Annotated in this window: 20 protein-coding genes and 1 tRNA gene; 13 read left to right on the top strand and 8 right to left on the bottom strand. The window is 66.5% G+C overall.

Annotation, left to right across the window (positions count from 1 at the left end; genetic code table 11):
- Positions 1-136 precede the first annotated feature (136 nt).
- Both grxC and G467_RS0101030 read left to right on the top strand, forming a co-directional pair.
- Positions 137-382: a glutaredoxin 3 gene (grxC, locus tag G467_RS0101035; protein WP_051130385.1), complete on the top strand. Its 246-nt coding sequence runs from the start codon at positions 137-139 to the stop codon at positions 380-382.
- Positions 379-774 (top strand): carboxymuconolactone decarboxylase family protein, encoded by a 396-nt coding sequence (locus G467_RS0101030; protein WP_022967878.1) that lies wholly within the window; start codon positions 379-381, stop codon positions 772-774. The genes grxC and G467_RS0101030 overlap by 4 nt, the downstream gene beginning before the upstream one ends.
- A gap of 9 nt (positions 775-783) precedes the next feature.
- On the opposite strand, the gene G467_RS0101025 is transcribed toward G467_RS0101030, so the two are convergent.
- On the bottom strand, positions 784-1,488 hold the full coding sequence (locus G467_RS0101025; protein WP_022967877.1) for a glutathione binding-like protein: 705 nt from the start codon (positions 1,486-1,488) through the stop codon (positions 784-786).
- Between the two features lie 184 nt (positions 1,489-1,672).
- Here G467_RS0101025 and G467_RS0101020 point away from each other — a divergent pair, with 184 nt between their 5' ends.
- Both G467_RS0101020 and G467_RS0101015 read left to right on the top strand, forming a co-directional pair.
- A complete protein-coding gene (locus G467_RS0101020; protein ID WP_022967876.1) occupies positions 1,673-2,683 on the top strand; it encodes an isocitrate dehydrogenase in 1,011 nt (336 codons plus the stop codon).
- A gap of 113 nt (positions 2,684-2,796) precedes the next feature.
- Entirely contained in the window at positions 2,797-5,148 is a 2,352-nt protein-coding gene (locus G467_RS0101015) for a beta strand repeat-containing protein (protein ID WP_022967875.1), read from the top strand.
- Positions 5,149-5,197: 49 nt separating this feature from the next.
- Here the strand turns inward: G467_RS0101015 and thiD are convergent, their stop codons facing one another.
- From thiD to G467_RS0100995, 4 genes are all read right to left on the bottom strand, one after another.
- Positions 5,198-6,004 carry a bifunctional hydroxymethylpyrimidine kinase/phosphomethylpyrimidine kinase gene (gene thiD, locus G467_RS0101010; protein WP_022967874.1) on the bottom strand — a complete coding sequence of 269 codons (807 nt, stop codon included), beginning with the start codon at positions 6,002-6,004 and terminating at the stop codon, positions 5,198-5,200.
- A complete protein-coding gene (locus G467_RS0101005) occupies positions 6,001-6,681 on the bottom strand; it encodes a YoaK family protein (protein ID WP_022967873.1) in 681 nt (226 codons plus the stop codon). Before G467_RS0101005 ends, thiD begins: the two co-directional genes overlap by 4 nt.
- A gap of 4 nt (positions 6,682-6,685) precedes the next feature.
- On the bottom strand, positions 6,686-8,083 hold the full coding sequence (locus G467_RS0101000) for a PhoH family protein (RefSeq protein WP_022967872.1): 1,398 nt from the start codon (positions 8,081-8,083) through the stop codon (positions 6,686-6,688).
- A gap of 178 nt (positions 8,084-8,261) precedes the next feature.
- Positions 8,262-8,822: a glycine cleavage system transcriptional repressor gene (locus G467_RS0100995; protein ID WP_022967871.1), complete on the bottom strand. Its 561-nt coding sequence runs from the start codon at positions 8,820-8,822 to the stop codon at positions 8,262-8,264.
- 116 nt (positions 8,823-8,938) lie between these two features.
- Here G467_RS0100995 and dapA point away from each other — a divergent pair, with 116 nt between their 5' ends.
- The gene (gene dapA / locus G467_RS0100990; protein WP_022967870.1) at positions 8,939-9,829 is read left to right on the top strand and encodes a 4-hydroxy-tetrahydrodipicolinate synthase; all 891 of its coding nucleotides are present in this window, start codon (positions 8,939-8,941) and stop codon (positions 9,827-9,829) included.
- A 74-nt stretch (positions 9,830-9,903) separates the two neighbouring features.
- Positions 9,904-10,401, top strand: coding sequence for a hypothetical protein (locus G467_RS0100985; protein WP_026802232.1), 498 nt, complete (start codon positions 9,904-9,906; stop codon positions 10,399-10,401).
- A gap of 89 nt (positions 10,402-10,490) precedes the next feature.
- Here the strand turns inward: G467_RS0100985 and fdxA are convergent, their stop codons facing one another.
- Positions 10,491-10,814 carry a ferredoxin FdxA gene (fdxA, locus tag G467_RS0100980; RefSeq protein WP_022967868.1) on the bottom strand — a complete coding sequence of 108 codons (324 nt, stop codon included), beginning with the start codon at positions 10,812-10,814 and terminating at the stop codon, positions 10,491-10,493.
- 25 nt (positions 10,815-10,839) lie between these two features.
- Positions 10,840-10,915 (bottom strand) — tRNA-Glu (locus G467_RS0100975).
- A 107-nt stretch (positions 10,916-11,022) separates the two neighbouring features.
- Here G467_RS0100975 and pcnB point away from each other — a divergent pair.
- The 5 genes from pcnB to pgi all read left to right on the top strand — a co-directional run bounded on the left by pcnB (position 11,023) and on the right by pgi (position 16,223).
- Positions 11,023-12,420, top strand: a complete 1,398-nt coding sequence (gene pcnB, locus G467_RS14930) for a polynucleotide adenylyltransferase PcnB (RefSeq protein ID WP_022967867.1) — start codon at positions 11,023-11,025, stop codon at positions 12,418-12,420.
- Positions 12,417-12,923, top strand: a complete 507-nt coding sequence (gene folK, locus G467_RS0100965; RefSeq protein WP_022967866.1) for a 2-amino-4-hydroxy-6-hydroxymethyldihydropteridine diphosphokinase — start codon at positions 12,417-12,419, stop codon at positions 12,921-12,923. Before pcnB ends, folK begins: the two co-directional genes overlap by 4 nt.
- A 34-nt stretch (positions 12,924-12,957) precedes the next feature.
- The gene (gene panB / locus G467_RS0100960) at positions 12,958-13,788 is read left to right on the top strand and encodes a 3-methyl-2-oxobutanoate hydroxymethyltransferase (RefSeq protein WP_022967865.1); all 831 of its coding nucleotides are present in this window, start codon (positions 12,958-12,960) and stop codon (positions 13,786-13,788) included.
- Positions 13,785-14,636 (top strand): pantoate--beta-alanine ligase, encoded by an 852-nt coding sequence (panC, locus tag G467_RS0100955; protein ID WP_026802230.1) that lies wholly within the window; start codon positions 13,785-13,787, stop codon positions 14,634-14,636. Before panB ends, panC begins: the two co-directional genes overlap by 4 nt.
- 66 nt (positions 14,637-14,702) lie before the next feature.
- Positions 14,703-16,223, top strand: a complete 1,521-nt coding sequence (gene pgi / locus G467_RS0100950) for a glucose-6-phosphate isomerase (RefSeq protein WP_022967863.1) — start codon at positions 14,703-14,705, stop codon at positions 16,221-16,223.
- A gap of 28 nt (positions 16,224-16,251) precedes the next feature.
- On the opposite strand, the gene queG is transcribed toward pgi, so the two are convergent.
- Entirely contained in the window at positions 16,252-17,307 is a 1,056-nt protein-coding gene (gene queG, locus G467_RS0100945; RefSeq protein WP_022967862.1) for a tRNA epoxyqueuosine(34) reductase QueG, read from the bottom strand.
- Positions 17,308-17,329: 22 nt separating this feature from the next.
- Here queG and G467_RS0100940 point away from each other — a divergent pair, with 22 nt between their 5' ends.
- Both G467_RS0100940 and tsaE read left to right on the top strand, forming a co-directional pair.
- The gene (locus tag G467_RS0100940; protein ID WP_022967861.1) at positions 17,330-18,808 is read left to right on the top strand and encodes a bifunctional ADP-dependent NAD(P)H-hydrate dehydratase/NAD(P)H-hydrate epimerase; all 1,479 of its coding nucleotides are present in this window, start codon (positions 17,330-17,332) and stop codon (positions 18,806-18,808) included.
- Positions 18,805-19,287, top strand: a complete 483-nt coding sequence (tsaE, locus tag G467_RS0100935; RefSeq protein ID WP_022967860.1) for a tRNA (adenosine(37)-N6)-threonylcarbamoyltransferase complex ATPase subunit type 1 TsaE — start codon at positions 18,805-18,807, stop codon at positions 19,285-19,287. Before G467_RS0100940 ends, tsaE begins: the two co-directional genes overlap by 4 nt.
- Positions 19,288-19,303 lie beyond the last annotated feature (16 nt).

The raw sequence follows: 19,303 nt of genomic DNA, 5'->3' as shown, positions 1-19,303 counted from the left end.
CATGCGCCAGCCGGTCGGGCAACGAGTGAATCGGGAATTAACTTTCTACGGAAACGGACCCCGTGCCCTGTAAAATGTTCCTCGGCATCCCCATCTGAACCGGGTCAGCCAGGAGAACCGCGTGTCCGAAGTCATCATGTACACCACCGCCGTCTGCCCCTATTGCGTGGCGGCCAAGAATTTTCTGAAGTCGCGCGGCGCCGGCTACACCGAGGTGCGCGTAGACATCGACCCGGTCGCGCGGGCGTTGATGATGGAGAAATCCAAGCGCACGTCGGTGCCGCAGATCTTCATCAACGACACGCATGTCGGCGGCTACGACGACCTGGTCGCGCTCGACCGCGCCGGCGGCCTGAAACCCCTGCTGGAGACCACGCCGTGAGCCACATCGACGAAGCCGATCGCGTGAAGGCGTTCACGGAATTCCGGCAGCGCATGAATGAGCGCATCCTCGGTCACGACAACCAGGTCGTGAAGCGGTTCTTCGCGCTCGACACGCAGACCTACAAGGACGGTGCCCTGGACGTGAAGACCAAGGAGCTGCTCGGCCTGGTCGCGTCGATGGTGCTGCGCTGCGACGACTGCATCAGCTACCACATCGCGCAGTGCAAGGAAGCAGGCGTGAACCGCGACGAGTTCTTCGAGACCTTCAGCGTGGCCTTGGTCGTCGGCGGCTCGATCGTGATTCCGCACCTACGCCGCGCGGTGGATTTCCTCGACCAGATCGAAGGCGAGGGCATCCACGCGACGAAGCCTTCGCACGACCACGCCTGATCCAACGCCTTAGCTGCGCTGGGGAATCGTCAGCCCGCGGATCACTGCCGGCCGTGCAAGAAACGCGTCGAGCACGCGTTTGACGTTCGGGTAGTCGTTGAAGCCGACCAGGTCGCGTGCTTCGTAGAAGCCGATCAGGTTGCGCACCCAGGGGAAGGTCGCGATGTCGGCGATCGTGTAGTCGTCGCCCATCAACCAGTCGCGACCGGCAAGGCGATGTTCGAGCACTGCCAGCAGGCGTCGGGATTCCCCGACGTAGCGATCGCGCGGGCGCTTGTCCTCGTAGTCCTTGCCGGCGAATTTGTGGAAGAAGCCGACCTGGCCGAACATCGGTCCGATGCCGCTCATCTGGAACATCAGCCACTGGATGGTTTCGTAGCGACGGGCCGGATCGGCGGGCAGCAATAGGCCGGTCTTCTCGGCGAGGTAGAGCAGGATCGCACCGGATTCGAACAGGGCCAGCGGCACACCGTCGGGGCCGTCCGGGTCGAGGATCGCCGGAATCTTGTTGTTCGGGTTGAGCGACAGGAAGGCGGGCGAGAGCTGCTCCTGCGTATCGAAATCGACCCGGTGCGGCTCGTAGGGCAGGCCCGTTTCTTCGAGGAAGATCGAGACCTTGACCCCGTTGGGCGTGGGCAGGGAATACAGCTGCAGCCGGTCCGGATGCTTGGCCGGCCATTGGCGGGTGATCGGGTGGTCTGAAAGCGCGGTCATGGTCTTCTTCGTCGCGGAACTGTTAGTGCTAATGGGACCGGGCGCTGCCGTTTCCAGTCGCCGCCGGTGGAAAGCTGCGTTGTTGCCGCTGGCACAGGCCCAAGGCGGACCCCCGATCTGGCATAATGCGGCCCCTCTGGCGGTGACCTTCCCGCCCTCGAATCCTCAAGAAGAACAAGCCTTTATGACTCAGACGATTGCGGTTATCCGTGGCGATGGCATCGGCCCCGAAATCATGGACGCCACCCTGCATGTGCTCGACCAGCTCAACCTCGGCCTGAGCTACGACTTCGTCGATGCCGGCCTGGTGGCCTACGAGAAGCACGGCGAACTGCTGCCGGCCGCCACCCTGGCCGCGATCAGCAAGCACCGCATCGCGCTCAAGAGTCCACTGACCACGCCGGTCGGCGAAGGGTTCTCTTCGATCAATGTCGAGCTGCGCAAGCGCTTCGACCTGTACGCGAACGTGCGTCCGGCGATCAGCTTCCCCAACACCAAGTCGCGTTACGAAGCGATCGATTTGATCACCGTGCGCGAGAACACCGAAGGCGCTTACATCGGCGAAGGCCAGAGTCTGTCCGCCGACGGCGAGACCGCCCTGCTGACCCAGAAGATCACCCGCAAGGGCTCCGAGCGCATCGTGCGCTATGCCTTCGATCTCGCCCGCAAGGTCGGTCGCAAGAAAGTCACCATCGTGCACAAGGCCAATATCCTCAAGTCGACCTCGGGTCTGTTCCTGAAGGTCGCGCGGGAAGTCGCCGCGCAGTACCCCGACATCCAGTGCAACGAGATGATCGTGGACAACACCTGCATGCAGCTGGTCATGAAGCCCGAGCAGTTCGACGTCATCGTGACCACCAACCTGTTCGGCGACATCATTTCCGATCTGTGCGCCGGCCTGGTCGGCGGGCTCGGTCTGGCGCCGGGGGCGAACATCGGTACCGATGCCGCGATTTTCGAAGCCGTGCACGGGTCCGCGCCGGACATCGCCGGCAAGGGCATCGCCAATCCCTGCGCCCTGCTGCTGGGGGCGGGCCAGATGCTCGACCATCTGGGCAAGGTCGACGAGGCGCGGCGTCTGCGCAACGCGATCGTCCAGACCCTGCAGGCCAAGGACAACCTGACGCCGGACCTCGGCGGCCAGGGCACGACGATGTCGTTCGCGGCGGCCATCGCCTCGCGCCTGGGTGCCTGAGACGGACCGGCGCCGGACGCCTGGCGACCGGCAAACCGGTCCGAAAGACCCCCGGAACAGGGCATGATGCGCGACAGGCAAGACTGAGCGGCTTGCGCCGCGGGGAACAGGGCATGGGCTTCAAGGCTTTCAATCGCGGTCTGCGCCTGTGGCGGGCCATGGCATGGGTCACGCTGTCGATGCTGCTCGGTCTGTTCGTATCGAGCACGGCGCAGGCGCAGATCCAGCGCTCATTCCTCAATTCCGGTTTCGAAACGCCGGTGCTGCCGGCGAACTGCGCGTACTGGATCCCCGACCAGTTCATTCCCGGCTGGAACACGACCGAGCCGACCACGGCCTGGACCGTCTTCGGCGGCTGCACGATCCCGCCGGCGCTGACCACGCCCGGACCGGTCATCGAAATGTGGACCACGGGCTTCAATGGCGTGGCGACCGCGACCGGCGCGGGCAACCAATACGCCGAGCTCAATTCCAACAGCGCCGCGACCCAGTACCAGACCGTTTGCCTGGTCAACGGCGAGAGCGGCTCCTACAGTTTCTTGCATCGCGGCCGCAGCAGCACGACCACCGGCGACGTCATGGACTTCCAGGTCCTGAGCACCGCCGGCGCGCTCGTCCAGCAGATCGTGCGCGTATCCACGACTTCCAATGGCACGGCGTCTGCCGCGCCAGTCGCCGGACCGAGCACAGTCCTCGGCGCCAACGCGCTCGCCGGCAATGGCTGGCGCCAGTACCAGGGCACCTTCGTCTACACGGGCGCGGGCGGCGTCAATCGTCTGGCGCTGACCGCGGTGTCGGCGGCAGGCGGCATCACCTCCGGCAACTTCCTCGACGAATTCGTGGTCACGCTGCGTCCGGTGGTGGAGTTCGAAGCTGCCGCGTCCTCCGGCCGTGAAGCCGTGGGCACCGGTCTGCCGCGCATCAATGTCTCGGGCATCGTGCCGGTGGGCGGTGTCGTCGTCGCGATCACGGTCACCGGTGGCACGGCGACGCTCGGCACTGATTACACAACGCCCACCGGCGTCGCGGCGTTCACGATGACGATTCCCGCCGGCAACTACGACGGCGTCACCGCCAGTTCGTTCGCGTTGCCGATCACCGTGACCAACGAAGCGATCATCGAAAACAACGAGACGATCACCTTCCAGGTCAACGCCGGCGCCACCTACAACATCAGCTCGATCGCCACTTGCGGCGGCGCGGGCCGCACGACGTCGACCTATACCCTGATCGATGACGACGTCGATCTGCGCGTGGCCAAGACCTCGAACGTCGCCGCTGGCGGTCTCGGGGCGGCGGCCGTCTTCACCCTGACCTACAGCAATGTCACGCCGAGCGTGCTCACGCTTGCACCGCTGACCGCGCACGACGTCAGCGCCGTCACCGTGTCCGATACGCCGACCGGCCTGACCCTCGGAGCCTGGACCTGCGTCGCCGCCGGGGGCGCGACGTGTTCCGCCGCGAGCGGCTCGGGTGCGCTGCCGACGACGGCCGCGATGCCGGTCGGTGGTTCCTTGACCTACACGATCAATACCGTGCTGGCGTCGGCCGGCGCGTCTTGCCAGACGCTGTCGAGCAATGCCGCTACCGTCGCGACCACCGCGACCGGTACCGGCGCGGATGCGCTCGCTGAGGGCACCAGCGTGGCGGGTAATGCCGGCTATGTGTTCCAGCCCAACAGCGCGACCGCGTCGGTGGCCGTGCTGTGCCCAGTGAAAACCGTCAGCGTGCTCACCGATCTCGCGCCGACCGGCCCGTCGACGGGCGATACGCTGCGCTATTCGCTGAGCTATTCGCTGCCGGCGGGTGCGACGACGCTGACGAACGTGCAGATCGCCGACACCTTGCCTGCTGGTCTGACGTTCTCCAGCCTGTCGGTGACGGGCGCGACCGCGCTTGGCGGCTACGCCGGCAGCGGCAATCTGCTCGCTGCGGCGCAATCCCTGGTTGCCGGCGCCACCATCACTGCGAACATCGACGCCACAGTCAACGCGAACATCTCGGGCAATCTCGACAACCAGGGCAGCGGAACTGCGACCGGCCTCGGCGCGGCGATCACGACCGACAACAACGGCGCGCTCATTCCCGGCGACGTGGTCAACCAGCCGGAGGACGGCACGGCGATTCCGGATGTCACGCGCGTGCGCATCACCACGAGCACCGACCTGCGCGTGACCAAGACCGACAGCACGGGCAACGTGACGGCCGGCGGTACCACGACCTACACCCTGGTCGTAAGCAATCTGGGCCCGAGCAGTGCGAACAATGCCGTGCTCGCCGATCCGGCGGTGACCGGTCTGAGCGTCACCGGCGTCGTCTGTTCCGGCACGACGGGTGGTGCGGTCTGCCCGGCGACAGTGACGGTGGTCCTGCTACAAGGCGGCGGTCTGGTCATTCCCACGCTGCCCAGCGGCGCCACGGTCACCTTCACCGTGACCGCGAACGTCACAGCGACCGGCAACTGAGGCTTCCGCTGTCGCAAGAGAAAGGGCGCCGATGGCGCCCTTTTCCTGGTCAGCCGCGAAGTTTCCAGAAATGATCGAGCACGGCGACCTTGCCCTTGCCCGGTCGCGATGCGTGCACGAGCGCACCATGCACATAGTCCGCGGCCGCCGCGCAGGCTCCCGCGAGTGACTGCCCCAGGCTGAGCTGCGCTGCAATCGCCGACGCCAGCGTGCAACCGGTGCCGTGGCCTTCGACCTTCAGTCGCGCATGCACGAACGCGTGGCGACGACGGCCGTCATCGAGACGGTCGGTCATCTCGCGCCCTTGGAGGTGCCCGCCCTTGAGCAGCACCGCGCGCGCGCCAAGCGCGCGCAACTCGGCCAAGGCCCGGTCCGCGTCCGCGCCGCTGACGATGGTGTGACCGAGCAACAATTCGGCTTCGGGAATATTCGGCGTGATCACCGTGGCGAGTGGTATCAGGCGCGAACGCAGGGCGTTCAGCGCCGCAGGATCGAGCAGGCGCGCGCCGGAGCTGGCGACCATGACCGGATCGAGCACGACGTGTTTCGGCCGATGGCGTTCGAGCGCATCGGCGACGGCGTGGATGACACGCGCATTCGCGAGCATGCCCAGCTTCACGGCGCCGATGCGGAAGTCATCGAAGCAGGCGTCGATCTGTGCGTGCAGGAAGGCCGTCGGCGGAACGTTCACCGCAGTGACGGCCCGGGTGTTCTGCGCCGTCAGCGCCGCGATCGCCGACAGGCCGTGCACGCCATGCGCCGCGAATGTCTTCAGATCAGCCTGGATGCCGGCACCGCCGCCGGAATCGGAGCCGGCAATGGTCAGCGCGCAGATCGCACGCCGCTGGTTGCTCATGACCCGGAACCCTCGCGCAAACGTTGCCGTTGGCGATACGCGACGTAGGCCAGGCCGGTGATGCCGGTCAGCGCCGCCGGCAGATACAGGGCGGCGTACTGATAACGCGCGAACAAGCAGGCACCGAGCAGGCCGCCGGAAAAAAAGAATGCGATCACCAGCGTGCACAGGCCCAGCCGTCGACGTGCCACCGGCATGCCGCGCAGCGCGTGGCCGAGCATGATGCCGAGATCCGTGAACATGCCGCTGACGTGCGAGGTGCGCACGATCGCGCCACTGTACGTGGTCGCCATCGCGTTCTGCAGTCCGCAGGCCATCGCCGCACACAAGGCGCCGGCCGGTTGTTGGCGCTGGAACAGCGGCACCGCCGCCAGCAGCAGCAGCGATTCGAGCGTCAGCACCACGCCGTAGCGCCGGCCGAGTTTCAGGGTGCTGTCCTGGATGATCAGGCCGCTGAGCATCGCACCGCCGACAAACGCCGCCAACGCGCCGAACAGATGTCTGGCGCCGAGGGCATCGCCGTCGACGAGCGCGGCCGCGAGCAGGCTGGTATTGCCGGTGAGATGCGTGATGGCCTGGTGCTGATAGCCCAGGAAGCCGACGACATTGACGATGCCGGCCACGCAGGCGAGGGCGGCGGCGCCGACCCAGACCCACGTGGCCAGCCGCTCGGCCATGGAACTACAGCACTTCCGACGCGTAGTCGGCCAGGCGCGAGCGCTCGCCGCGACGCAAGGTGATGTGCGCGCTGTGTGCCCAGTTCTTGAAGCGGTCCACGGCGTAGGTCAGGCCGGAGGTCGTTTCGGTGAGGTAGGGCGTGTCGATCTGTTCGACGTTGCCCATGCAGATTATCTTCGTGCCCGGGCCGGCGCGCGTGATCAGGGTTTTCATCTGCTTGGGCGTGAGGTTCTGCGCCTCGTCGACGATGACCCAGCGGTTGAGGAAGGTGCGGCCGCGCATGAAGTTCATCGCGCGGATCTTGATGCGGCTCGCCAGCAGGTCATTGGTTGCGCCGCGGCCCCAGGCACCGTGGTCGTCGGTGTGCGTGAGCACTTCGAGGTTGTCGGTCAGCGCGCCCATCCACGGCGTCATCTTTTCCTCTTCGGTACCGGGCAGGAAACCGATGTCCTCGCCGACGCTGACCGTCGCGCGGGTCATGATGATTTCGCGATAGCGCTGCACGTCCATCGTCTGTGCGAGACCGGCGGCCAGGGCCAGCAAGGTCTTGCCGGTGCCGGCGGTGCCGAGCAGGGTGACGAAATCGATTTCCGGATCCATCAGCGCATTGAAGGCGAAATTCTGTTCGCGGTTACGCGCGTTGATGCCCCAGACCTGGTGCTGGTGCGAACGATAGTCGTCGACGATCTGCAGGATCGCGCGATCGCCATCGAGTTTGGCGACCTTGAGTTCGACTTCGTCCTCACCCGGCAGGTACAGGAACTGGTTGGCGTACCAGCCGTCGTCGGGCATGCGCCGCACTTCGTAGAAGGTGCGGCCCTTTTCCGTCCACGAGCGCAGGTTGCCTTCGTGGCGTTCCCAGAAATCGCCGGGCAGTTCGGTCGCGCCGGTGAACAGCAGGTTGAAATCGTCCAGCGCGCGGTCGTTTTCGTAGTCCTCGGCCGGCACGGCGCAGATCGAGGCCTTGATGCGCAGGTTGATGTCCTTGGACACCAGCACGACCGGGATGCCGGGATTGTCCTCGCGCAGTTGCAGGATCGAACCGAGGATCAGGTTGTCCGGCATGACGGTGCCGAAACGCTTGCCGGTTTCGACCGGCTTGAGCTGGAACAGCAGCTTGCCGACGCTCTCGGCGCTGCGCAGTTGCAGGCCTTTCGGCGGCGCCAGCGACACACCGCCGTCGAGATTGTTGCTGCCGTGCGCCTCGATCAGCTCGTTGAGGAAGCGGCTGACCTGGCGGGCGTTGCGGCTGGCTTCGGAATGGCCTTTCTTGCCGTTGTCGAGCTCCTCCAGGACCATCATCGGTATGAAGACATCGTGCTCCTCGAATTTGAACAGCGCAGTCGGGTCGTGCATCAGCACATTGGTGTCCAACACATAGATGCGCTTGCTTCTGGTCATTGATGGTTCCTGACAGAGGGACAGCGATATGCCGCCGTGGCTCGCATGGCGAGACGGCGGGTGGGGTGAAAACGAGGGACGGTCATTGCAGGCAGCCGAAGCGGAGGGCGGCTGGGTGTCCGTGACGACGGACGGGCGGATCGGCGAGGGCGGGTGATAGGCGTTCGGGCATTCGCGCTCAGAATTTCATCGGATCCATGATGGCGTCAAGGTTGAGGTGATCGCAGAACTCCATGAAATCGTCGCGCAGTGCAGCAATGTGCATGTTCGCCGGGATGCCGACGGTTACCTGGCAGGTGAACATCTCGGCGCCGGTCTGCATCGCCCGGTAGCGCGAACTCTGCAGGGTTTCGATGGTGATGCCCTGACGGTCGAAGAAATCGGCCAGCTGGAACAGGATGCCGGGTTTGTCGGCGGCGACGACTTCCACGATGTAGGGCAGCAGGTTGGACTGCATCGGCTTGGGGCCGGTGCGGTACCACACGAGCTTGAAACCTTCCTCGCGCTCGAGCCGCGTGAGCTGGGCTTCGAGCTTGGCGACCGCGTCCCAGGAACCGACCGCGAGCGCGATCACGGACACGTCGCGACCGACCGTCGACAGCCGGGCGTCGACCATATTGCAGCCGGAATCAGCGATGCGACGGGTGACCGCCAGCAGGGGAGACTGCGGATGCGTGGTGTATGCGCTGATCAGCAGGTGGTTTTCGTTGGCAGCGGGTCGAGCGGCAGCGTCGGTCAATGCGATGTTCCAGCGGCGGCGCGGAGGGTTTCGCGCCTGAAATGCCAAGCCAGCATACTTGCCGCCGCTTTCCCCCCGCAAGTAACATCGCACATGGATTTCTGAAGGCCACTCCCTTGCACCTCTCAGGCAGCATCACGGCCCTGGCGACCCCGTTCACGGCGTCGGGCGAGATCGATTTTCCCGCATGGCGGCGTCTGCTCGACCGGCAGATCGCCGGCGGCACGCGTGGCGTGGTCGTCGCCGGTTCGACCGGCGAAGCTGCCGCGCTGTCGGACGAGGAGTTCAGCCGCCTGCTGCGCTCGGCGGTGGAGCACATCGACGGGCGCATGCTCGTGCTTGCCGGTACCGGCCAGTCCAACACTGCCAAGACAATCGCCCAGACGCGCCTGGCACGCGATGGCGGGGCCGGCTTCGCGCTCGTGGTCACGCCGCCCTATGTGCGTCCGACGCCGGCGGGTTTGTTCGCGCATTACACCGCCGTTGCCGAAGAAGGTGGCTTGCCCGTCGTGCTCTACAACGTGCCCGGGCGCACCGGTTGCGATTTGCAGCCGGACACCGTCGCGCAGCTGTGCACGCACGCCAATATCGTCGGTCTCAAGGAAGCGCGCGGCGACGAAGCGCGCTGGAACGCCCTGTATCCGCTGGGTTCGGCCGATTTCGCCCTGCTCAGCGGCGACGATCCGACCTTCGTGCGCGCGATGCGCGGCGGTGCGGTCGGCGTGATTTCGGTGGCGTCGAACACGGTTCCTGCCGCATTCGCGCAGCTGTGCCGTCTGGTCAGCGCCGGCAAGGGCGATGAGGCGGCGGCACTCGATGCGCGTCTGGCGCCGCTGTACGACTTCCTCGGTATCGAATCCAATCCCATTCCGCTCAAAGCGCTGCTGCAGCGCCTGGGTATCGGCGAGGGCCTGCGCCTGCCGCTGACGACGCTGTCGTCCGCGCACGGCGCCGCCGCCGACGCCATGGCTACCCTCTGCACGCGGCTGGAATCGGGCCTGTCGTGACGAACTTTGCCGACTGGTCTACTGTCTACTCAATCCGCGGCCTGGCCGCCCGCCTCATTCCGCAGGAGCAACTGATGATTTCCGTCCGTCGTTACACCCGTCCCGTGCTGGTCGCCTTCGTGGCCCTGGCCATGATCTCCGCGACCGGCTGCGGCTGGCTCAAGAGCCGTTCGAACAAGAATTCCTACGCCACCAGCGTCGAGAACCGTCCCCTGGAAGTGCCGCCGGACCTCGATGTGCCCGATACCTCCGGTGCCACGGCCCTGCCGGCCGCCTCCCTGCTGGGTGGCCCGCATAGCCCGGCCAACACCGGTGGATTCCTCGTCGACGGCGACACCAAGGCCGTCTGGGGCCGGGTCGGCAGCGCGCTGGAAGGCATCGATGGCGCGACCATCACCGGGCGCGCGGAAGCCATCACCAGCTACGACGTGAGCTATCGCGAGGTCAATTTCCTGATCCGCGTGGAAGCCAGCGGCGGTCAGAGCCGCGTCAGCGCGATCAGCGCCGACGGCCTGCCAATGACCTCCGGTCCGGCGGCGGAACTGCTGACCCAGGTGCGCGGCAAGCTCTAAGCCTGCCGTCGCCGCAAAGCAGAAAGGGCGCCGATGGCGCCCTTTTTGTTGGTCTGCGTTCCGTGGAGTTGGTCTGCGTTCCGTGGAATTCAGCGCTGGAGCTGGTCGAGCTTACCGGTCTTGCCATCCCATTCGGCGGCATCGGGCAGAGGTTCGGAGCGCGTGGTGATCACCGGCCAGGCCTTGGCCAGCTCGGCATTGAGCGCGATGTAGTTTTCCTGGCCGGCCGGCACGTCGTCTTCGGGATAGATCGCCTTGGCCGGGCATTCGGGCTCGCACAGGGTGCAATCGATGCACTCGTCGGGATCGATGACCAGGAAGTTGGGACCTTCGTGGAAGCAGTCCACCGGGCAGACTTCGACGCAGTCGGTGTACTTGCAGCGGATGCAGTTCTCGGTAACGACGAAGGGCATGTTGCGTCCGACGGGAGAAGGGCGTTGGCGCTCCCTACGAGGTTCGAACTCGTGTTCTCGCCTTGAGAGGGCGATGTCCTAGGCCACTAGACGAAGGGAGCGCATGGATTGCGCCGATGGCAGAGGCTAGTATAGCGGCTCACTTGCCCGCCGCCTAGGCTTTGCCTGCGGCTCCGCCCGGCCGGAAGGATTCCGGCCTCGAGATCCCATGACGGAAACCACCTCACCCCTCAAGCTCGTCCCGCGCATCGTGCCGCGCGACGCGCACGGCATCTCCCGCAAGGACATCAGTCCGAATGCGTTGCGGGTGCTGTATCGCCTGCGCGAAGGCGGGTTCCAGGGATACCTGGTCGGCGGCGCCGTGCGCGACCTGCTGATTGGCGGACATCCGAAGGATTTCGACGTCGCCACCGATGCGACGCCCGAGCAGGTCAAGTCGCTGTTCCGCAACTGCCGTCTGATCGGTCGCCGCTTCCGTCTGGCGCACGTGGTCTACGGTCGCGAGATCATCGAAGTCGCCACCTTCCGTTCGAATGCCGACGATGGCAGCGGCGATCGCGAAACCGTCGACGAAGGCCGCCTGTCGCGCGACAACGTCTACGGCACGATCGAGGACGACGCGATCCGCCGCGACTTCACCGCGAACGCGCTGTACTACACCGTCGAGGATTTTTCCGTCCGCGACTACGTCGGCGGCTTCGAGGACGTGCAGGCGCGCGTGCTCAAGCTCATCGGCGATCCGGAAGCGCGGTATCGCGAAGATCCGGTGCGCATGCTGCGCGCGGTTCGCCTGGCCTCGAAGCTTGATTTCTCGATTGACCCGGCCGCGGCCGAGCCGATCGCGCGCCTGGCGCCGCTGCTGTCGGGCGCCGCACCGGCGCGCCTGTTCGACGAATGCCTGAAGATGTTCCTCGCCGGGCACGCCGAAAAGAGTTTCCTCGCGCTGGAAAAGAACGGTCTGTTGCCGGTGCTGTTCCCGGAAACGGCGAAAGCCCTGATCACCAATCGCAGCGGCGCCCTGCGCACGATGGTGATCCAGGCGCTGCGCAATACCGATCAGCGCATCGCCGACGAAAAGCCGGTCACGCCGGCCTTCCTGTTCGCCGCGCTGCTGTGGCCTGCGTATTGCCGCGAACTCGCGGTCCTGCAGAAAGCGGGCACCGATCCGCTGGTCGCGCAGCAGCGCGCCGCCGATCGCGTGACCTTGCACCAGGCCGAACGCATCGCGTTGCCGCGCCGGTTCTCGCTGCCGATGCAGGAAATCTGGTTGCTGCAACCGCGCTTCACCCAGCGCGTGCGCAAGCGCGTGTTCCGCCTGCTCGCGCATCCGCGCTTCCGCGCGGCGTTTGATTTCCTCGAACTGCGCCAATCCGGATCGCCGGAAGTCGCCGATGACGTCGTCTTCTGGCGCGAGGCGCAGCTGCAGTCGCCCGAGCAGCTCGCCGAGCGCCTGCCCGGCAAGTCCGCACGCGGCGATCGCGGGGAAGGCGAGATCGAGAGCGACTACGTCGAAGGCAGTGTCGGCGATGCGCCCAAGAAGCGTCGCCGCCGCCGGCGCAAGCCGCCGGGTGCCGGAGCCGCGCCTGCTGCGGGAACGCCCGAATGACCTTGCCGCCCGATCCGCCGGTACGTGTATTCGTCGGCCTGGGCAGCAATCTGGGCGAGTCGGCGGAAACGCTGGACGAAGCGATTTTCGCGCTCGATGAATTGCCGCAGACCTCGGTGCGCGCGCAGTCGGCGTTCTACCGGACGCCGGCCTGGGGCCGGACCGACCAGCCCGATTTCCTCAATGCCGTGGTCGAACTGCAATCGCGCCTGGTGCCGCGCGTGCTGCTCGATCACCTGCTCAGTATCGAACAGCGCTTCGGCCGCGTGCGCAGCGAGGAAGACCGCTGGGGACCGCGTTCGCTCGATCTCGACCTGCTCGTTTACGGCGACCAGACCGTCTACGAGCCCGGTCTGCACCTGCCGCATCCGCGCCTGCATGAGCGGGCGTTCGTGCTGGTGCCTTTGGCGGAAATCGCCCCGTCGCTGGAAATTCCCGGTCGCGGGCGCGTCGATGCCTTGCTGACGATGGTGGCTACCGATGGCGTCCACGCGGTAACGTAAGCGACTTTCCGGATCCACGAGCCTCGGGCCACGCATGTACGCCGCAACGGATACCAAGACCACGCGCACCGCCCTGACCGTGCCCAAGCTGCGGCAGATGAAAGCCGAGCGCCAGCGCATCGCCTCGCTGACCGCCTACGACGCCAGCTTCGCGCGCACCATGGACGCCTGCGGCATCGACGTCGTGCTCGTCGGCGATTCCCTCGGCATGGTCGTGCAGGGCCACGCCAGCACGCTGCCGGTGACCGTGTCGGACATCGTCTATCACAGCGCCTGCGTGGCGCGCGGTCTGAAGTCTGCCCTGCTCATCGCCGACATGCCGTTCCAGAGTTATGCCACGCCCGATCGCGCGATCGACGCCGCGACCGCGATGCTCGCCGAAGGCGGCGCGAGCATGGTCAAGCTCGAAGGTGCGGGCGCCTTGCTCGACAGCATCCGTTTCCTCAGCGAGCGCGATGTTCCGGTCTGTGCGCACCTGGGTCTGACGCCCCAATCGGTACTGCGCCTGGGCGGCTACAAGGTGCAGGGGCGTGAAGAAGCGGCGGCGGAAAAGCTGCTCGCCGACGCGCACGCGGTCGCGGACGCCGGCGCCGACCTGCTGGTGCTCGAATGCGTACCCAGTGCGCTCGCTGCCGAAATCACCCGCAGCCTCGCGATTCCGACCATCGGCATCGGCGCCGGTCCCGATTGCGATGGCCAGATCCTGGTCTTGCACGATCTGCTCGGCATCAACTCCGGGCACCGTCGGCCGCGTTTCGTGAAGAATTTCCTGGAGCAGGGCGGCTCGATCGACGGCGCGATCCGCGCCTTCGTCGACGCGGTGAAGTCCGGCGCCTTCCCCACTGCCGAACACGGATACGACTGATGCTCAGTTTCAGCAAAGTGGCCGACCTGCGTCGGCAGATCGGCGACTGGCGCCGCGCGGGATTGCGCGTCGGCTTCGTGCCGACGATGGGCAACCTGCACGCCGGTCATTTCGCGCTCGTCGAGCTGGCACGGCAGCATGCCGACAAGATCGTCGCGAGCATCTTCGTCAATCCCACGCAATTCGGTCCGAACGAGGACTACGCGCGCTACCCGCGCACGCCCGACACCGACATCGACGGACTGCGTGGCGCCGGTTGCGACGCGCTGCTGCTGCCGAGCGTGGAGGAAATGTATCCGTTCGGCACGATGGGCTGCGTGCAGATGCACGTTCCCGGCATCACCGACATCCTGTGCGGCGCGCATCGGCCCGGTCACTTCAACGGCGTCGCGCAGGTCGTCGCGCGCCTGTTCAACATGGTGCAGCCGGATGTCGCGGTGTTCGGGCGCAAGGACTACCAGCAGTTGCAGGTGATCCGGTACATGGCCACGGAAATGAGTTTCCCCGTGCGCATCGTGCCGGCGCCGACGCTGCGCGAGACCGATGGTCTGGCGATGAGTTCGCGCAACCAGTATCTGCAGGGCGAAGAGCGACAGACGGCCACCTTCATCTACCAGACCCTGTGTTTCATGCGCGACCAGGCAGCGCTGGGCATGCCGCCGGGCGGCATCGAGGCCGAGGCGCGCCAGCGCCTGGAAATGGCCGGATTCACGGTCGACTACGCGGAAATCCGCCGCAGCGACCTGTCGCGCCCGCGCGCCAGCGACGAAAAGGGCCTGCTGGCCCTGATTGCCGCGCGATTGGGCCGCACCCGGCTGATCGACAACCTGGAATTCGACATCGCGTGACGGACGGCGGCAGCGCCGGTCACGTCCGCCGGTTAGACTCGGATCAACTTCAGCCCCGGATTTTTCATGCGGATCGACCCTGACTGGCAGGCACTGAGCGTCGAAGCAGCGCGTCTGATCCAGACGCCGTTGAGCGAGCTCACCACCTCCCGCGCCGATCGTGCGCGCGAATTCTCGTTGCGCGTCGGCCCCGTATACGCCAGCTTCGCCCGGCAACGTTACGACGCTGCCGCGCGTGCGGTCCTGCTTGATCTGGCGCAGAAAGCCGGCGTGCCCGCCGCGTTTCGTGCCCTGTTCGACGGCGAGAAGGTCAATGTCTCCGAGGCGCGACCGGCCTTGCATACCGCACTTCGCTCCGATCTGGGGCAGGGCGAGGCGGCCCGCGCAGCGCGCAGCGAAGTCCTGCCCACGCAGACACGCATGTTGGCGATGGCGGAGCGCCTTCGCGACAGCCAGATCACCGACATCATCAATGTCGGTATCGGCGGTTCCGATCTGGGTCCGCGTCTGGCGGTCGATGCGCTGCGCGATTTTTCCGATGGCCGTCAGCGCATCCATTTCCTCAACAATGCCGATGCCAGTGCGGTGCAGCACCTGCTGCGCGGGCTCGATCCGGCGCGCACCGCGGTGGTGCTGGTTTCGAAGAGTTTTGGCACGCAGGAAACCCTGCTCAATGGCGCGATCCTGAAAGACTGGCTCGGCAGCGATGATCGTCTGTATGCGGTCACCGCCAATGTCCCGAAAGCCGCGGCCTTCGGTGTTCCAGCCGAACGCGTGCTGCCAATGTGGGACTGGGTCGGCGGACGTTATTCGTTGTGGTCGGCGGTGGGCTTCGTCGTCGCGATCGCGATCGGCGGCGAGCATTTCAAGCGCTTGCTGGCGGGTGCAGCGGCGATGGACGCGCACGTGCTGTCGGCGCCACTCGCCGACAATCTCGCCGTCTGGCATGCGCTGTCGGTGATCTGGAACCGCAATGGCCTGGGCTTCGACACGCATGCGGTGATGCCTTACGACGAGCGCCTGGCGTTGTTGCCGGCGTATCTGCAGCAGTTGGTCATGGAGAGCCTCGGCAAATCCGTGCGTCCCGACGGCACGCCGGCGCCCGTGGCAACGGTGCCGATGCTGTGGGGCGGTACCGGCACGAGCAGCCAGCACAGCTTTTTCCAGGCACTGCACCAGGGCACGGACACCGTGCCCTCGGATTTCGTCGGCGTAGTCCGGCCTGCGCATTCGTATGCGGAAAGCCATGAGGCGCTGCTCGCCAATCTGCTCGCGCAAGGCGAAGCGCTCGCCAATGGCGCAGAGGATGCCGATGCGCAGAAGCGCTATCCGGGCAACCGACCTTCGACCTTGTTCCTGCTCGACGAACTCACGCCCGAATCCTTCGGCGCGCTCATCGCGATGTACGAGCACAGCGTGTACGTACAAAGTGTCGTCTGGGGCATCAATGCCTTCGATCAGTGGGGCGTGGAGCTGGGCAAGCGCATTGCCAACCAGTTGCTGCCGGCGCTGGCAGGCACCGCCGGCGCGGATATCCACGATCCGGTGACGCGCGCCTTGCTCGACGAGATTCGCGCGCGGCGCTAGTTCGTGGGCGTGGTCCCATCGAGGCGCGTCAGTCTTTCTGCGTGGAATGCGCAAGCGCCCACGCCACATGCTCCCGCACGATCTCCGAGGCATCCTCGCGGCGTGATTCCAGCGCCGAAAGCACTTCCGCGCTGCGTGGTGCATTGCCCAGCGCGACCGCGATATTGCGCAGCCAGCCTTCGTAGCCGGTGCGGCGGATCGCCGAGCCTTCCGTGCGCTGCAGGAATTCCGTTTCCGTCCAGGCGAACAGCTCCACGAGCGTCGCGCGATCGAGGTCGTTGCGCGCGCGGAAATCCGGTTCGTCGAAACGCGTGGCGAACTTGTTCCAGGGGCAGATCAGCTGGCAATCGTCGCAGCCGAAAATGCGGTTGCCGATCGCCGCGCGGAACTCTTCCGGGATCGAGCCCTTGAGTTCGATGGTCAGATAGCTGATGCAGCGGCGCGCATCGATGCGATTGGGCGCGATGATCGCCTGGGTCGGGCAGATGTCGATGCAGCGCGTGCAGGTGCCGCAGTGCGCGCTCGCCGGTGTGTCGACGGGCACGGGCAGGTCGATGAAGATTTCGCCGAGGAAAAACCAGCTGCCGGCGTTGCGGTTGATCACGCAGGCATTCTTGCCGATCCAGCCCAGGCCGGCGTTGCGCGCGAGCGCGCGTTCGAGCACGGGCGCGGAGTCGACGAAGACGCGATAGCCGAACGGTCCGATCGCGTCGGCGATGCGGTCGGAGAGTTTCTGCAGACGGTTGCGCATGACCTTGTGATAGTCGCGGCCCAGGGCGTAGCGGGCCACGTAGGCGCGCTCGCCCTGCGCGAGCGTGCGCCAGGCTTCCTCGTCTTCGCCGGTGCCGTAGTCCATGCGCACGCTGACCACGCGCAGGGTGCCCGGCTGCAGTTCGGCCGGGCGCGAACGTTTGTCGCCGTGGCGCGCCATGTAGTCCATCTCGCCGTGCTGGCCCTGTTCCAGCCAGTCCTGCAGATGGCCCTCATCGGGCGCCAGCTCGATGCCGGTGATGCCGACCTGCTGGAAGCCCAGTTCGCGGCCCCAGCGTTTGATGTCTTCGGCGAGGGCGGGCAGGTTGGGCATGGCGCAAGTATAGAATTGACCGATGAACTTGCCTCTCCCGCTGTATCGACCTGCCCAGGTTCGCGACATGGACCGCCGTGCGCTGACCGAGCTGGGTCTGTCCGGCTACGAACTCATGGGTCGCGCCGGCGCCGCGGCGTGGGCCCTGCTGCGCAAGCGCTGGCCGCAGGCACGCAGCATCGCGGTCGCCTGCGGGCCGGGCAACAACGGCGGCGACGGCTATGTGCTCGCGCGTCTGGCGAAAGCCGCGGGCTGTCGTGTGCAGGTGCTGGTCGCGCCCGGTGCCGATCCGCGGACGCCCGATGCCCAGCGTTGCGCGCGCGACTGGCGTGCGGCCGGCGGCGTGACGCGTATCTTCGATGGCGACCTGCCCGCGGCGGAAATCTGGGTCGATGCGATCTACGGTCTGGGTCTGACGCGGGCGCCCGGCGACGCGACCCAGGCGATGATCGAACGCATCAATGCGACGCGACTGCCCGTGCTGGCGCTCGATCTGCCCTCGGGACTGGATGCCGATCGCGGCAATGCCGAGGGCGTGGCGATCCGCGCGCAGGCGACGCTGAGTTTCATCGCCGGCAAACGCGGCCTGCACACCGGGCCGGCGCGCGACTATGTCGGCGAGGTCTTCATCGATGGCCTGGGCCTGCCAGCGGATGTCCTGCAAGGGTTCGACACGCAGGCGCGCCTGTACCGCGCGGAAAATCTTGCCGCCGGCCTCGCGCCGCGGCATGCCAATGCGCACAAGGGCGAGTACGGGCATCTGCTCTGCGTCGGCGGCGAAGTCGGCATGGGCGGCGCCGTGCGTTTATGCGCGGAAGCGGCGCTGCGCACGGGCGTGGGCCTGGCAAGCGTGGCGACCCGTCGCGAAGGCGTCGCCGCGCTCGTTGCCGCGCGACCGGAGGCGATGACGCATGCCGTCGAAGACGCCGACGCTCTGCACGATCTGATCCGCAAAGCCGACGTGCTCGCGGTCGGCCCGGGCCTGGGGCAGGGACCCTGGGGGCGCTCGCTGTTCGAAACCGCCGCGCTGTCGGGCAAGCCGCTGATTCTCGATGCGGATGCATTGAATCTGCTCGCCCTGCATCCGCGCGAATTGCCGCAGGCGATTCTCACGCCGCACCCGGGCGAAGCGGCGCGCCTGCTTGACTGCAGCAACGACCAGATCCAGGCCGATCGCTACGCGGCTGTCGATGCGCTGGTGAAAAAATTCGCCTGCGTGATCGTGCTCAAAGGCGCCGGCACCCTCGTCGGTGCGCCGGGAGAAATCACCGCCGTCATCGATGCCGGCAATCCCGGCATGGCCACAGGCGGCATGGGCGACGTGCTGACCGGCGTGATCGGCGCGCTGCATGCGCAGCATCTGTCGCGATTCGATGCGGCGGTGTTCGGCGCGCTGCTGCACGGCGCGGCCGGCGACATCGCGGCGCGTGTCGACGGCGAACGCGGCCTGCTGCCGTCCGACCTGTTTCCGCATCTGCGGCGCATGGCGAATCCGGAATGACGCTCGAGATGTTTCTCGCCGATGCCGAGGCCACCGATCTGCTCGGGCGTCAGCTGGCGCGCGCGCTGCCCGAGCGTGCGATCGCGTATCTGCGCGGCGAACTGGGCGCGGGCAAATCCACGCTGGCGCGCGCCTTGCTGCGCGAGTTGGGCGTGAGCGGCGCGATCAAGAGCCCGACCTACACCTTGGTCGAGCGCTATGTATTGCCGGCGGGCGAGGCCGCGCATCTGGACCTGTATCGCATCGCCGAGTCCGGGGAGCTGGATTTTCTGGGGCTAGACGACCTCGCGGCGCAGGCCCGGCTCTGGCTGGTGGAGTGGCCCGAACGGGGCGGCGAGAGCCTGCCGCCGGCGGACCTGGACATTGCCCTGGACCTGTCCGGCGCCGGCCGCCGGGCCCGATTGCAGTCCCGTAGCCCGGCGGGTGAGGCCTGGCTGGCCGGCCTCAGCAAATTGGCGGCTCTCGGAGCCTCTTCTTAGGCCAATCCGAGGAAGA

The organism is Arenimonas oryziterrae DSM 21050 = YC6267 (assembly GCF_000420545.1).
Lineage (GTDB): Bacteria > Pseudomonadota > Gammaproteobacteria > Xanthomonadales > Xanthomonadaceae > Arenimonas > Arenimonas oryziterrae.
Note: the sequence above shows the minus strand (reverse complement) of the source record. Positions and strands in the feature narration are given on the sequence as shown.

What these genes read in the sequence shown, in the direction of transcription:
- grxC (WP_051130385.1), top strand. Translation starts at nt 137, where the DNA reads ATGTACACCACCGCCGTCTGCCCCTATTGCGTGGCGGCCAAGAATTTT.
- G467_RS0101025 (WP_022967877.1), bottom strand. Translation starts at nt 1,488, where the DNA reads ATGACCGCGCTTTCAGACCACCCGATCACCCGCCAATGGCCGGCCAAG.
- G467_RS0101020 (WP_022967876.1), top strand. Translation starts at nt 1,673, where the DNA reads ATGACTCAGACGATTGCGGTTATCCGTGGCGATGGCATCGGCCCCGAA.
- G467_RS0101015 (WP_022967875.1), top strand. Translation starts at nt 2,797, where the DNA reads ATGGGCTTCAAGGCTTTCAATCGCGGTCTGCGCCTGTGGCGGGCCATG.
- thiD (WP_022967874.1), bottom strand. Translation starts at nt 6,004, where the DNA reads ATGAGCAACCAGCGGCGTGCGATCTGCGCGCTGACCATTGCCGGCTCC.
- G467_RS0101005 (WP_022967873.1), bottom strand. Translation starts at nt 6,681, where the DNA reads ATGGCCGAGCGGCTGGCCACGTGGGTCTGGGTCGGCGCCGCCGCCCTC.
- G467_RS0101000 (WP_022967872.1), bottom strand. Translation starts at nt 8,083, where the DNA reads ATGACCAGAAGCAAGCGCATCTATGTGTTGGACACCAATGTGCTGATG.
- G467_RS0100985 (WP_026802232.1), top strand. Translation starts at nt 9,904, where the DNA reads ATGATTTCCGTCCGTCGTTACACCCGTCCCGTGCTGGTCGCCTTCGTG.
- fdxA (WP_022967868.1), bottom strand. Translation starts at nt 10,814, where the DNA reads ATGCCCTTCGTCGTTACCGAGAACTGCATCCGCTGCAAGTACACCGAC.
- pcnB (WP_022967867.1), top strand. Translation starts at nt 11,023, where the DNA reads ATGACGGAAACCACCTCACCCCTCAAGCTCGTCCCGCGCATCGTGCCG.
- folK (WP_022967866.1), top strand. Translation starts at nt 12,417, where the DNA reads ATGACCTTGCCGCCCGATCCGCCGGTACGTGTATTCGTCGGCCTGGGC.
- panB (WP_022967865.1), top strand. Translation starts at nt 12,958, where the DNA reads ATGTACGCCGCAACGGATACCAAGACCACGCGCACCGCCCTGACCGTG.
- pgi (WP_022967863.1), top strand. Translation starts at nt 14,703, where the DNA reads ATGCGGATCGACCCTGACTGGCAGGCACTGAGCGTCGAAGCAGCGCGT.
- queG (WP_022967862.1), bottom strand. Translation starts at nt 17,307, where the DNA reads ATGCCCAACCTGCCCGCCCTCGCCGAAGACATCAAACGCTGGGGCCGC.
- G467_RS0100940 (WP_022967861.1), top strand. Translation starts at nt 17,330, where the DNA reads ATGAACTTGCCTCTCCCGCTGTATCGACCTGCCCAGGTTCGCGACATG.
- tsaE (WP_022967860.1), top strand. Translation starts at nt 18,805, where the DNA reads ATGACGCTCGAGATGTTTCTCGCCGATGCCGAGGCCACCGATCTGCTC.